Below are 13,609 nucleotides of genomic sequence, written 5' to 3'. Positions count from 1 at the left end.
GGCTCCTGCATCGCCTCTCCGCCCTCGTCGCCGTGCAGGGCATGGCCCGGACAACTGCCGTGAAGGTGTTCGGAAACATAGCCGACACCTCAAAACGGGCCCTATGGATCCGCATCAGTCGCTCTCCAAAGCTAAGCCGCGAGCTCGGTGCCCGCCCTCCCCTGGAGGGGGGAGGGTCGCCTCGTGGTGAGCGAAGCGAAACGTGAGCCGGGGTGGGGTGATCTCTCCACGTGCACAAGCGCTCGCGGAGAGATCACCCCACCCCGCTCGCCCGCTTCGCGGGCGACCGACCCTCCCCCTCCAGGGGAGGGTGGGCACCGAGCCATTGGCGCCGTCGTGATCAACAATTTTGAGGCATATGGGATGTGCATATGGGGATGTGCGTCCGTAGCCTCGCGGCGCCCCGGGCGTCCGAGTGATACAGTGGTCTCACCCTCTTCAAACGAGAGGGTGCAGGGAAGGCCGGACCTCGACTGAGGCCCGTGGCCCGCCTGCTCAAAAAATGCAGGCGGCAGGTACCACAGGTCCAGCCGGATGATCCGGCCCTCCCTGCGCGATGGCGCTACGGCTGCTTCGCGTTCTCCCCGGTGCGCCGGGCTTTTGGGTCACCGTCACCCACGCGGCGCCATTGGCGCCAGCGCAGGCTTGATACTGGCATCGGAGTATCAGGACCACGCGACTTGACCGTGCGAGCCGATGTTGTTCGTCCGCGCGAATGACCACGCTGCAAACCGGCCCGCCCATCACATCCCACCTCCACGCTTCGTGACGACCGCGCAGCGCCCCTCGTCGATGAGGCGGGACAGCGACAAACAATCACGATTTTCCGAAATTGCCAAGCAGGATATTTTTCCTGCCGGGACTGGACAGCCCAAATCAGCCTGAACTTGCTCGTGAAATCGGATTCCGGACGCAGCGGCGATCGGGCGGATATGAAGCCTCGACAGGCTTGTCCGATCTCGGCGTGAGGGGCATGAGTCGCCCGACGAGCGGCATTCTGATTGCGTCAGTCCTCGACGCGCAGCCCGTCACCATCGACGTACCAGTCGGCACGTGACGCCCAATGCACATGGCGATCGGGAACGGCGCCGAGCGGCTCGTCGAAACTCCCGGCGGGAATGATCGCCTCGCGGCCGCTGCGCGTCAGATGCGGCATCGGGCTGCCGCAAGTGCTGCAGAAGGCGGTGGCGAAGCTGCGCGCCTGCGGCAGGTCGAACCGTGTGACGTTCGCCTTGCCCCGCATCCAGCGCAGCGCCGACGCCTTGACGATGACCTCACAGGAGTGCGCCGTGCCGCTGGCCTTGCGACAGCGCGAGCAATGGCAATTGAGGAAGTTGTCGAACGGCCCATCGACCTCGAAGCCGACCCGGCCGCAGAGGCAACTGCCGCGGAACGTGGTCATGACGATCTCCTGTCGTGGTCTGGAACGGAATGCCCAAGAGCGCGGCACGCGTGGAGGATGTTATTTATCCTCATTACATCTTTGTGGCTATTAGGACGACTGAAGGCCGGCCGCGGTCGCCGCGCTGTTAGTAGGTAGTCTGATCTTCCCAAGGCGGAACATCCATTTGTTGTGAGTCATTCTCGACGTCGAGAGTCAATCACTTCGAATGATTTGGAACCAGCCCGAGCGGGCAGCGCCGTCCCGCATTTGCATGGCTCGGGGGTGATTCGGTCACTTTGAGGACATGTTTGGACGTTGATTGGCGCGCGGCAGGGGGATTTCACAGTGTACAGGAGTCCTCCGAATGTACCGCGTTGTAATTGTCGTCGCCGCATTGCTGGCTCTCTCCGTTCAAGCCGAGGCCCGTCCTCGTCACCATCATCATCACTACTCGTACCGTCACCATCACTCCTTCATGAACGCCATGGCCTCGATCCCCGGCGAGGGCCGCGTCGTCGGTGGCCGGCCGTCGGGATGCCCGCATGCCTTCTGCGGCTGCGAAGCGTCGCTCTACACGTTCGGCCGGGTCATTCCCGAGTTGAATCTCGCATCCAACTGGCGTCGCTTTCCACGCGCGGCTCCCGCACCGGGCATGGCGGCGGTCCGCTCCGGCCACGTCATGATCCTGCAGCAGCAGGTCGCCGGCAATGTCTGGTATGTGCATGACGGCAATTCCGGCGGTCACGTCACCCGCGAGCATCCGCGGTCGATCGCCGGCTACGCGATCGTGAACCCGAACGGCGGTTCCACGATGTTCGGCGCAGCGGCTCGTGTCACGCGCGAGGCCCGTGCGCCGAGATATCAGCGGTTCGCCCGCAATGCACGCTCCGACGGCTGGATGGCCAGCGCGGCGCCGATGGCCTTCAACTAGGTCCCGACGCCGTCGCGGGCGGGCGGCATGCAGCTATCAAGTCGGGAACTGCATGCCGCTTATGCCGACGCGGACCGCGCCTCGCGTCTGAACAGCACGTAGAGCGCCGGCAGCACCAGCAGCGTCAGCATCGTCGACGAGATGATGCCGCCGATGACGACGGTGGCGAGCGGGCGCTGGACCTCGGCGCCGGCGCCGGTCGCGATCGCCATCGGCACGAAGCCGAGCGAGGCGACCAGCGCCGTCATCAGCACCGGCCGCAATCGCGCCAGCGCGCCCTCCTCCACCGCGGCCCGCACCGAGCGTCCCTCCCGGCGTAGCCGTTCGATGAAAGCGATGATGACCAGGCCGTTGAGCACGGCGACGCCTGACAGCGCGATGAAGCCGACGCCGGCCGAGATCGACAGCGGCAGGCCGCGCAGCAGCAGCGCCGCGATGCCGCCGGTCAGCGCCAATGGCACGCCGGAGAACACCAGCGCGGCATCGGCGAACGAACCCATGCTCATGAACAGCAGCAGGAACACCAGCGCGAGCGCGATCGGCACCACGATCGTGAGACGCTTGGTCGCCGACACCAGTTGCTCGAACTGTCCGCCCCAGCCGATCCAATAGCCTGGCGGCAGCTTGACCTTCTCCGCGACGGCGGCCTGCGCCTCGGTCACGAACGAGCCGAGGTCGCGGGCGCGAACATTGGCTGACACGACGATCCGCCGCTTGCCGTTCTCGCGGCTGACCTGGTTCGGCCCCGGCGCCGAAGCCACGGCCGCGACCGACGACAGCGGCACGTAGCGCGGCTGTGCGGCCGAGGAGAAGGCGGTGCGCAGCGGCGCGGCATTCGCCTCCTCACCCGCCGGCAGTGGAATCGGGATCGCGCGGATCGCATCGAGATTGCCGCGCAGACGCTCGGGGAGGCGGACGACGATGTCGAAGCGGCGGTCGCCGTCGAACAGCTTTCCGGCCGCCTTGCCGCCGATCGCGATTTCGACCACGCTCTGCACCTCGGCCACGCTGAGGCCGTAGCGCGACAGCGCCTGGCGGTCGATCCTGACCGTCAGGATCGGCAGCCCCGCGACCTGCTCGGTCTTGACGTCGGTCGCGCCATTGACGCCGCGGATCGCGGCTTCGACCTGGCGCGCCGCGCCCTGCAGGATATCGAGATCGTCGCCAAAGATCTTGATACCGACGTCGCTGCGCACGCCGGAGATCAGCTCGTTGAAGCGCAACTGGATCGGCTGCGAGATCTCGTAGTTGCTGCCGGGGATCTCGTCGGCCGCCGCCTCGATCTCGGCGACGAGCTGCGCCTTCGGCTTCGCCGGGTCGGGCCACGCCTGGCGCGGCTTCAGCATGATGTAGCCGTCACCCTGCGACGGCGCCATCGGATCGGTCGCGACCTCGGCCGTGCCGATGCGGGTGAACACGTCCTTCACCTCCGGGATGCGTCGCAGCCGCGCGTCCAGCGCCTTCTGCAGGTCGACCGAGAGGGTGAGGCTCGTTCCGGGGATGCGCAGGGCCGCGAGCGCGACGTCGCCCTCGTCAAGGCTCGGAATGAACTCGCCGCCCATGCGCGTCGCGGCAAAGCCGCTCGCCGCGACGATCACCACGGCCAGGGCTACGACCATCAGGCGGTGCGCGATCACGCCGCGCAGCAGCGGCGCGTAGACCCGCCGCGCGCCGCGCATGATGAGGTTCTCCCGCTCGGATACCTTGCCGGTGACGAAGATCGCGACCGCTGCCGGCACGAAGGTGATCGAGAACAGCACGGCGGCACCGAGCGCCATCAGCACCGTCAGCGCCATCGGCGTGAACATCTTGCCCTCGACGCCGGTCAGCGTCAGCACCGGAAGATAGACCACGGCGATGATGCCGGTGCCGAACAGGCTCGGCCCGATCACCTCGCGCGCGCCGCTGATGATGGTCTGCAACCGCTCGGCGGTCGTGAGCAGTCCGCCCTTGCGATGCTGCGCCTGGGCCAGCAGCCGCAGGCAGTTCTCGACGATGATGACGGCGCCGTCGACGATGATGCCGAAATCGATCGCGCCGAGGCTCATCAGGTTGGCGCTCACCCTGCTCTCGACCATGCCGGTGATGGTCATCGCCATCGACAGCGGGATGATGCAGGCTGTGACCAGTGCGGCCCGGATGTTGCCGAGCAGGAGGAACAGCACGACGACGACCAGCGCGGCGCCTTCGAGCAGGTTCTTCTCCACGGTGCGGATCGTCGCTTCGACCAGATGGGTGCGGTCATAGAGCGTGCGCGTGACCACGCCCTCGGGCAGCGACTTCGCGATGTCGTCGAGCCGGGCGGCGACGCGGCGCGCAACGGCGCGACTGTTCTCGCCGATCAGGAGCATCGCCGTGCCCAGGATCGCCTCCTCGCCGTTGAGCGTCGCCGCCCCCGTGCGCAGGTCGCGCCCTTCGGTCACCTCGGCGACGTCTCCGATGCGCACCGGCGTGCCGCCGCGGGCGCCGATCACGATGTCCTTCAGCTCGGCGGCGCTGCCGACCTGGCCGGGCGCGCGCACCAGATATTGCTCGCCATTGCGCTCGATATAGCCGGCGCCGACATTGGCATTGTTGGACGCCAGCGCCGCGATCACGTCACGGAAGCTGATCTTGTAGGCCATCAGACGGCCGGGATCGGGCAGCACGTGGAATTGGCGCTCGAAGCCGCCGATCGTGTTCACCTCGATCACGCCCGGCACGCCGCGCAGTTGCGGTCGGATGATCCAGTCCTGGATGGTGCGCAGATCGGTCGGCGAGTAGTCGGTGCCATCAGGCGTCTTGGCGCCGGGCTTGGCTTCGACCGCATACATGAAGATCTCGCCGAGCCCGGTCGAGAGCGGTCCCATCGCGACCTCGACGCCCGGGGGCAGCTGATCCTTGATCTGCTGGATGCGCTCGTTGACGAGCTGGCGCGCGAAATAGATGTCGGTGCCGTCCAGGAACACGACGGTGACCTGGCTCAACCCATAGCGCGACAGCGAGCGCGTGTAGTCCAGCTTCGGCAGGCCGCCCATCGCGGTCTCGACCGGGAAGGTGATGCGCTGTTCGGTCTCGAGCGGCGAGTAGCCGGGCGCCTTGGTGTTGATCTGCACCTGCACGTTGGTGATGTCGGGCACGGCGTCGATCGGCAGCCGGGTGAAATTCCAGGCGCCGAAGCCGGCGGCGGCGAGCGCAGCGATCAGCACCAGCCAGCGCTGGCGCACGGCGAACGCGAGGACCGCGTCAATCATGCTCGGCCTCCCCCTTGCCCATCTCCGCCTTCACCACAAAGCTGTTCTCGGCGACGTAGTGTTCGCCGGCGGCGAGGCCATCGCGGATTTCGACATAGGTCGGGTCGGACTCGCCGGTGACCACGGGGCGCGCCTCGATCTTGTCGCCCTCCTCGCGCACGAACACGACGGTCTTGTTCTCCAGGGTCTGGATCGCGCTCGCGCGGACCGCCGCGGCGACGCTGCGCTTGGCGAGAACCAGCCGCGCGGTGACGAACAGGCCCGGGCGCAGCCGGCCGTCGGGATTGGCCAGCACGACGCGGGCAAGCGCGGTCTGCGTCTCGCTGGCGCCGACGGGGGCGATGTAGGACACGTGGCCGCGGATCGCGCCGCGTCCGTCATCTGGATCGATCAGCACCTCGTCGTCGAGGCGGACGCGCCGGAGATCCTGGCGATAAATCGACAGGTCGACCCAGATCGTGGAGAGATCCGCGACCACGAAGGCCGGCTTCTGCTCGGAGGCGTATTCGCCGAGCGAGATCTGGCGGTCGATGATGGTGCCGCCGATCGGCGCCTTGAGATCATACGAGGTCAGGCTCTGATTGCTCTCGATCGCGGCGAGCAGCTCGTCCTTGGCGACGGTGTCGCCGATGCGCTTTTTGATGGCACGGACGATGCCCGGAAAGCGCGGCGTCACCTGCACCAGCGCTTCCTGATTGGCGCGCAGCACGCCGTTGAACGCCAGCGTATCCGACAAGGTCGCAGGGCCGGCTTCGGCGAGCGCGACGCCGGCCGCGGCGAGCTTCACGTCGCTGATGCGGATGCGGTCGGCGCCATGCTCGTCCTGCTCGACATGGTCCTTCGGTGCCTTCTCGGCATGATCGGCATGGCCGACGGTTGCCTGGGCCTGCGGCTCCGCCTCGACCAGCAGGCGCGATGCGCCGGCGCCGGCGGCGGCCGCCAGGATGACAATGAGGATGACGGTGGATGGTCTCATCGCGCAGTCTCCCGTTCCAGGGTGAAGGGACGGCCGACCAGGCCTTCGATCGTCGCCACGGCGACATGGATGTTCTGCAGCGCCTCCTGCTCGCGCAGCCGCGCCTGCGCCACGCTCGCCTGTGCGTCCAGCACCTCGAGCAACGAGAAGCGGCCGGCGCTGTAGCCCTGCGCGATCTCGTCGGCCGCCTCCTGCGCCTTCGGAATTGCGATCTCGCGCAGCACGGACAATTCCCGCAGCGAGCCCTGCAGCGAGTCGTAGGCGCGGCCGGCGATCACCAGCAGCGCGTTGCGGTTGGCCTTGCGCTCGGCTTCGGTCTTGGCGAGGCTTTCCTGCGCCGAGAGGATGTTGCCCTGGTTCTGGTCGAACACCGGGATCGGCACGGAGACGCTGAGCCTGACGGCGTCGTCCTGCGTGTCGTTGAAATGCCGCCAGCCGGCACCGATGCGGACGTCGGGGTACGGCTTCAGCCGCGCCAGCAGCAGCTCGGCATTGCGCTGCGCGTAGACCGCGGTCCAGCGGACGAGCTGCGGATTGGCATCGATCGCCGCGATCACGGTCTGGAACGCCGGCGGCTGGCCGGTCGCATCGAACCGCCCGGTGACGGCCGAGAGCTTCGCCGAGCTGTCGCCGATCAGCACGGCGAGCTCGCGGCGTGCGCTCGAAAGCGTCGCCTTGACGCGCTCGCGATCGGCTCGCACCAGCGCCGAGGCGACCTCGGCGCGGCCGGTCTCCGCCGGCGACGACGCGCCCGCCTCGACGCGACGGCGCAGCAGCGGCGTCAGGCGATCGAGCGCTGCGACCTGATCGTCGAGGATCTGGATGCGCCGCTGCGTGGCGAGCACCGTCACGAAGGCGATCGCGGTCTCCGACAAAATCTCCAGCCGTACCGCCTGGCGCTGGATCTCGGCGGCGCGCACGCCGGCCTGGCCGGCGGCGATGCGGGCGTCGCGCTTGCCGAACCATTCGAACGCCTGGCTGATCTGCAAGGTCGTCTCGGCCGATCGCGTGCCGCGATATTGACCCGAGCCGAATGAATTGTCCTGCTCGTAGGACAGCTCGGGATTGAGCAGCGCGCCGGCCTGGAGCCGCTGGCCGGAGGCGATGCCGATGTCGCGGTCGGCGGCGGATAGCCGTGGATTGGCGGCGAGGGCGCGCGACAGCGCCGCGCGGAGGGTCAGCGTCTGCGCCGCGGAGGCGTGCACGGACAGAGCGAGCAGGGCTGCGGCGCCGATGGCACGCGCAGCCATCCCGGGGAATGGCATGAGATGAACCTGTCTGGACGGGCAAGGATGGACGGCATCGGCCGTCCGGCACGTTGCGTCAGCTCAGGCGTTTTGGCGGCGGAGACTCGGACTCGGGGAGGACGCCTGCACTGAGCAGGGGAACGGCCCAGCCGGTTGCGGCCACGACCTCGGCCGGGACGGCGGCGAACTGCGGCTGCGGCACGGCCACCGAGAAGCAGCCATGGCAATGATGGTCGGCGATGCCGCGCTGATCGGTGTGGCCCGCTCGGTCGAGCAGCGACGCGATCTCCGGCTTGCCCGCGGAGGGATGGGCGACGTCGATGTCACAAGCGCCGTGCAGCGCGCCCGCGAGGACATAGGCGAGCATCAGGCAGGCAGCCACGATCCGGCGCAGCATGCGCGAACGGCTCGTGATGTCTCGTTTGCCAATGCTGCGCACCGCGCCCCCTGTTCGGCGAGCGGATAGCACGTGGCCGGCGCGGTTGTCGATCAGCAACAATGTAACAAGCGGAACCGCTCATGGCGCGCCAAGGGCGGGCGCCAGGATCACGCAGGCGAGCAGCGCCAGGGCCGCAGCGCTGCAGCGATAGCCGAGCCACGCCGGCACGACATGTCCGAGACCGCAGCGCAGCGTCGCGCCGAGCACGATCCAGGCTCCTCCGATCGTCGCGGTCGAGAGCCCGAGCACGACCAGGAACGGCCATAGGCTCGCCGCATCGCCTTCCGGCGGCAGCAAGGTGAAGGCGAAGATGATGGCCTTTGGATTGAACAGCGTCGTGATGAACACGCCGCGCAGGGTGACCGGCGCCGCATCGCTTGCGCCGCTGCTGCTGCCATGGCGCCAGAGCGCGGCCGCGAGGTGCAGCAGATAGAGCACGACCACGACACGGAGAGCATGTCCGACCAGCGGCGCGGTCGCAACGAGCGGACCGAGCGTGATGCGCAGCGTCGCGATCGCGAGCAGATAGCCGGCAAGCTCGGCGAGCAGCAGATGAACGGAGGCGCGCACGCCACGACTCGCACCGGCAGTGGCGAGCAGCGTGTTGGTTGGGCCGGGCGTGACGAGCAGCGCGGCGCCCGCCGCGCCGAAGGTCAGGATATCCATGACCGCATCAAGCACGCGCGCCATGCGCCGGCCTTGACGAGCGTCAACGTCCGGCGCCGCGGGCCGCAGTCCCGTTTTCCGGAACGGCTCGTATGTCGGCTTCATTGCGCACGATGGTCGGCCGCGCCGCATGATAGGATCGTATGGCAGCATGCAGGGCGATTGATTGACTTGGCTCTCGTGCAAACTAAGGTTCGCGGCGCCGGAAGTGGAACAGCGCCTGATCATCGCACCGTTCGGACGCGTAGCATCGATGGTCGGCGCGCAAGGATCGGAAGACAGATGACGTTGGCGATGAGCTGGGACGAGTGGGCCCGGCATGATGGCATGGCGCTGGCGGCGCGCGTTCGCAGCGGCGAGCTGACGGCGGCGGAGCTGGCGCGGCAGGCGGCTGAAGGCATTGCCCAGGTGGATCCCGCGCTATCGGGCGTGGTCGAAGTCTTCGCCGACGCCGTCGAAGATCCCATCAAGGCGGGCGCCAATGCCGACGGCGCCTTCGCCGGCCTGCCGTTCCTGATGAAGGATCTCGGACCGACCATGGCCGGACGCCTACAGGAGCAGGGCTCGCTGTTCATGCGCGGCAACCGTCCCGCCGCCGACACGCACCTGACGGCGAAGATGCGCAAGGCCGGCCTCAACCTGATGGGTCGCACCACCACGCCGGAGTTCGGCGTCTGCAGCTCGGCCGAGAACCCGGCCGTCTACGTCACGCGCAATCCGTGGAATACCGACTACACGACCTGCGGCTCGTCGGCCGGCAGTGCCGCGATGGTCGCCGCCGGCGTGGTGCCGATCGCGCATGCCACCGATGGCGGCGGCTCGATCCGGATTCCCGCAGGCGTCAATGGCAATATCGGGCTGAAGGTCTCGCGCGGCGTGTTCTCGATCGCGCCGCATCTGTCGGATCTCTCCGGCCTCGTCTCGATCCAGGGCTGCCAGTCGCGCAGCGTGCGCGACACCGCGGCGTTCGTCGACCATTGCCGCGGCGGCGCGCCGGGCGAGTTCATGCCGTACTGGACCACGCCGGAGCCTTACGTCGAGCTGATCAAGCGCGATCCCGGCAAGCTCAGGATCGCGCTGTCGCATCAATGGGGCGACTATCGCGCCACGCCGCACATCGCTTCAGAGCTGGCGCGTGTCGGCAAGTTCCTCGAGGGCCTCGGCCACCACGTCGGCTACGCGCTGCCCGACGTGGATTATCGCGCCGCATTCGCGGCGCAGACCACCTGCTACATCTCCAACTTCGCGATCGTCATCAACAACCTGCTCGCGTCGCGCAAGCTCGAGCGGCCGCCGGCCGAGCTGATCGAGCCGATCAACATCCGGATCTGGGAGGCCGGCCGCGATACCAGCTTCGCCGAGCGCGCGGCGATGCAGGCGGTGTTCAACACCACCTCGCGCGCCTTCGGCGCCTTCTTCGAGGACTGGGATATCATCCTGACCCCGATCACCGCGCTGCCGACCCCGAAGATCGGCACCACCGAATATCTGACGATCAGCGACAATCCGGACGTGCTCGACTGGTTCGAGAATCTCTGGCGCAACTTCGCGTTCACGCCGCTCGCCAACCTCTGCGGCGTTCCGGCGATCTCGCTGCCGCTCGCGACCAACGAGCACGGCCTGCCGCTCGGCATCCAGGCGATCGGCAAGCAGGCCGACGACGGCCTGCTGCTGCAGTTGGCCGCCCAGATCGAGCGCGCGATCGAGGGCAAGTGGAACGGCGGTACCACGCCCGCCGTCCACGTGACCAAAGCCTGAGCCGCAACCACGAGCGCCCCGCGGGCCACTGATCCGGCGGCGCTCATCGATCGTTGTTCAGCGTGGACGGTGCCGGCCGGAGCCGGCGCGTCGCACTGATCGGCGAGGGCGAACGTGACGGACGAGCGGATTGCGACGCGTTCCGGCAGGGAGGCGGCAGATGCCGCCCTGCCCCGGCGCGGCATCTGGGTCGCGTGGTGACGCCATGCCGAAGATGCGGCGCAAGGCCGACTTGCCGACCAGGATATGCGCTGCGTGCGGCCGCCCGTTTGCGTGGCGGCGCAAATGGGCACGCGACTGGAACGAGGTGAGATACTGCTCGGACCGCTGCCGATCCGACCGCGGCCGGACGCCCACTGCGATCGCCAGGAGCCGCGGAGGCTAGCGTCATGATGTCCGGCGTCCCCGCTCCGATGCGCATTCTCGGCCTCGCCGGGCTGATTCCGTTCGCGGGCCTCGCGGTCTTGGCGATCGCAGGTGACGATCCGATCCGGCTGGCCGCGCTGCGCGCGCAGATCGGCTATGGCGCGGTCATCGTGAGCTTTCTCGGCGCGATCCATTGGGGCGTCGCCGTGCAGACGCCGGCGCTGGCAGGCTGGCCGCGCATGAGCTGGGGGGTGATGCCGTCCCTGCTCGGCTGGGTCGCGCTGTTGCTGCCGGCGCTGCCCGCGTTGGTGCTGCTCGCAGCCGCGCTGCTGACCGCGTTGGTCTACGATGAGTTCAGCTTCGGCGGCGACGATCGACAGGCCTGGTTCCTGAAGCTGCGGCGGCTGCTCAGCCTTGGTGCAATACTGTCTCTGCTCGCCACGCTGATAGGCATCGTGGTCAAGGGCGCGCTCTGACGGCCACCGTTGTGGACAATGCGGCAATCCCTCGGGCAAGCTCGCATATCCACTCGCGAGGCGCCATGAACATCCTGCTGCTCAATCCCAACATCCGCACCGACATCACCGACCTGATGCTGCAGGTCGGCCGGGAGGCTGCTGCGCCCGGCACCACCCTGATCCCCTGCACCGCGCCGCGCGGCGTGCCCTACATCGCCACCCGCGCCGAGGCGCAGATCGGCGGCGCCGTCGCACTGGAGATGCTGGCGGAGCGTCACGGCACCTTCGACGCTGCGATCATCGCCGCGTTCGGCGATCCCGGCCTGTTCGCGGCGCGCGAGCTGTTCGACGTGCCGGTGATCGGGCTTGCGGAGGCCGCAATGCTGACGGCCTGCATGGCCGGACGGCGCTTCGCGATCGTCACCTTCGCGCAGGCGCTCGGCCCCTGGTACGAGGAGTGCGTGCGCATGCACGGGCTGATGGAGCGCTGCGCCGGCATCCGCATGCTCGACGGCAGCTTCAAGCAGATCTCCGACGTGCAGCATGAAAAGGAGGAGCTGCTGGTCGAGCTGGCGCTGCGCGCGGTCGAGGAGAATGACGCCGATGTCCTGATCTTCGCCGGCGCGCCACTGTCGGGGCTCGCCGCTCGGGTCGCGCATCGCATTCCCGTCCCCGTGGTCGATCAGGTGATCGCCGCGGTGAAGCAGGCCGAAGCACTGCTCGCCTTGAAGATGCGCAAAGCCACCGCCGGCACCTTCCGCCGCCCCGCCGCGAAGCCGACGACAGGCTTGCCCGAGGCGCTGGCCGCACGGCTGGAGCATCGCGACGGTTAGCTGGACGGCACTGTTAGTGGGCTTGCTCGATCCGTGCCTCTCCCCGCAAGCGGGGCGAGGGAGCGCATCGCCGTCGGCGCACGCCCGTGCCTCCTAGCTGGAATGGCATCTTAATACTGGCGTACCTGTCATATCCTCTTTTGTACACAAGCAGCCGCCACTGCCTGAAAAGGCGGCACGCTTCTTGCTTTTTCAAACGAATAGAGCAGGAAGCCCATGGCCAGCGTATCGGAAGCCAAGTCGCTCGTTCTGGATCGGATCACGCACCGCTTCGCCAGCGGCACGATGGCCGTCTCCGACATCAATCTCGACGTGAAAGGCGGCGAGATCATCGCCCTGCTTGGGCCCTCGGGCTGCGGCAAGACCACGCTTTTGCGCATCATCGCCGGCTTCATCGGCCAGAGCGAGGGGCGCGTCATCATCGGCAACGACGTCGTCGACGCGCTGCCGCCCAACCGCCGCGCCGTCGGAATCGTGTTCCAGAACTACGCCCTGTTTCCGCATCTCTCGATCACCGAGAATGTCGGCTACGGCCTCGCCGCGCGCGGCGTCGACAAGGCGACGCGCAACAAGGAAGCGCAGCGGCTGCTCGACATGGTGCAGCTCGGCCCGTTCGGCGAGCGGCTGCCGCGGCAGTTGTCCGGCGGACAGCAGCAGCGCGTGGCGCTGGCGCGCGCACTGGCGATCAAGCCGTCGATCCTGCTGCTCGACGAGCCGTTCGCGGCGCTCGACAAGAATTTGCGGCTCGACATGCAGATCGAGGTCAAGCGGCTGCAGCGCATGGCGGGCACCACAACCTTGATCGTGACGCACGACCAGGAGGAGGCGCTGTCGATGGCCGACCGCGTCGCCGTGCTGAGCCATGGTCATCTCGAGCAGTTCGGCACGCCGTCCGAGATCTACGACCAACCGCAGACGCTGTTCGTGAACAGCTTCGTCGGCACGGCGAACAAGATGAAGGGGACCGTGATCGCGACCGACGCGGGCAGTGTCAAGGTTGGTCTGGAGGCCGGCGGCGAGATCATCGCGCGCGCACCGCATCCGGTCAGTGCCTCAGACAAGGTCACCGTCTGCCTGCGTCCCGAGCACCTCACCTTCGTCAGCGACGACACCGGCTTTGCGGGCGAGATCGGCATGGCGTTGCCGCTCGGCGCCACCGTCGTCCACGAGATCAAGGCCAAGGACGGATCCAGCATCAAGATCTCGCAGGCCCGCACCGGCGGCACGCCGCTGCGCGAGGCCGGCGCCCCGGTGCGGGTCGCACCGATCGCACCCGGCCTCGCCACCGTCTTCCCGCAATAGACCAACAGACACATCG

12 protein-coding genes are annotated in these 13,609 nt (G+C 67.9%); 6 read left to right on the top strand and 6 right to left on the bottom strand.

Going from position 1 to position 13,609, the window contains the following annotated elements; translation table 11 throughout:
• Positions 1–1,006: 1,006 nt before the first annotated feature.
• Positions 1,007–1,402: a GFA family protein gene (locus tag QX048_RS00685; protein WP_316172713.1), complete on the bottom strand. Its 396-nt coding sequence runs from the start codon at positions 1,400–1,402 to the stop codon at positions 1,007–1,009.
• Positions 1,403–1,748: 346 nt separating this feature from the next.
• Here QX048_RS00685 and QX048_RS00680 point away from each other — a divergent pair, with 346 nt between their 5' ends.
• Positions 1,749–2,315: a hypothetical protein gene (locus tag QX048_RS00680; RefSeq protein WP_315825903.1), complete on the top strand. Its 567-nt coding sequence runs from the start codon at positions 1,749–1,751 to the stop codon at positions 2,313–2,315.
• 59 nt (positions 2,316–2,374) lie between these two features.
• Here QX048_RS00680 and QX048_RS00675 read toward each other — a convergent pair whose 3' ends face one another.
• The 5 genes from QX048_RS00675 to QX048_RS00655 are packed head-to-tail and all read right to left on the bottom strand — an operon-like array spanning position 2,375 to position 8,876.
• Positions 2,375–5,548: a CusA/CzcA family heavy metal efflux RND transporter gene (locus QX048_RS00675; RefSeq protein WP_316172714.1), complete on the bottom strand. Its 3,174-nt coding sequence runs from the start codon at positions 5,546–5,548 to the stop codon at positions 2,375–2,377.
• Positions 5,541–6,524, bottom strand: a complete 984-nt coding sequence (gene ihpB / locus QX048_RS00670; RefSeq protein ID WP_316200347.1) for a divalent metal ion exporter adaptor subunit IhpB — start codon at positions 6,522–6,524, stop codon at positions 5,541–5,543. Before ihpB ends, QX048_RS00675 begins: the two co-directional genes overlap by 8 nt.
• The gene (gene ihpA / locus QX048_RS00665) at positions 6,521–7,789 is read right to left on the bottom strand and encodes a divalent metal ion exporter subunit IhpA (RefSeq protein ID WP_316167311.1); all 1,269 of its coding nucleotides are present in this window, start codon (positions 7,787–7,789) and stop codon (positions 6,521–6,523) included. Before ihpA ends, ihpB begins: the two co-directional genes overlap by 4 nt.
• 58 nt (positions 7,790–7,847) lie before the next feature.
• Complete coding sequence (locus QX048_RS00660) at positions 7,848–8,267, bottom strand: hypothetical protein (protein ID WP_315752156.1); 420 nt, start codon at positions 8,265–8,267, stop codon at positions 7,848–7,850.
• A gap of 21 nt (positions 8,268–8,288) precedes the next feature.
• Complete coding sequence (locus QX048_RS00655) at positions 8,289–8,876, bottom strand: LysE family transporter (protein WP_316167309.1); 588 nt, start codon at positions 8,874–8,876, stop codon at positions 8,289–8,291.
• Positions 8,877–9,158: 282 nt separating this feature from the next.
• Between QX048_RS00655 and QX048_RS00650 the strand changes: the two genes are divergently transcribed.
• From QX048_RS00650 to QX048_RS00630, 5 genes are all read left to right on the top strand, one after another.
• On the top strand, positions 9,159–10,634 hold the full coding sequence (locus QX048_RS00650; protein WP_316200348.1) for an amidase: 1,476 nt from the start codon (positions 9,159–9,161) through the stop codon (positions 10,632–10,634).
• Positions 10,635–10,839: 205 nt separating this feature from the next.
• Positions 10,840–11,019, top strand: a complete 180-nt coding sequence (locus QX048_RS00645; RefSeq protein ID WP_315713691.1) for a DUF2256 domain-containing protein — start codon at positions 10,840–10,842, stop codon at positions 11,017–11,019.
• A gap of 4 nt (positions 11,020–11,023) precedes the next feature.
• A complete protein-coding gene (locus tag QX048_RS00640; RefSeq protein ID WP_315825897.1) occupies positions 11,024–11,476 on the top strand; it encodes a DUF3429 domain-containing protein in 453 nt (150 codons plus the stop codon).
• Positions 11,477–11,541: 65 nt separating this feature from the next.
• Positions 11,542–12,291, top strand: coding sequence for an aspartate/glutamate racemase family protein (locus QX048_RS00635; protein WP_315825896.1), 750 nt, complete (start codon positions 11,542–11,544; stop codon positions 12,289–12,291).
• A 216-nt stretch (positions 12,292–12,507) separates the two neighbouring features.
• Positions 12,508–13,593 (top strand): ABC transporter ATP-binding protein, encoded by a 1,086-nt coding sequence (locus QX048_RS00630; RefSeq protein ID WP_315825895.1) that lies wholly within the window; start codon positions 12,508–12,510, stop codon positions 13,591–13,593.
• The last annotated feature ends 16 nt before the right edge of the window (positions 13,594–13,609 follow it).

Source organism: Bradyrhizobium sp. SZCCHNS30572 (genome assembly GCF_032484415.1).
Taxonomy (GTDB): domain Bacteria; phylum Pseudomonadota; class Alphaproteobacteria; order Rhizobiales; family Xanthobacteraceae; genus Bradyrhizobium.
This window is presented reverse-complemented; position numbering and strand designations above follow the sequence as displayed.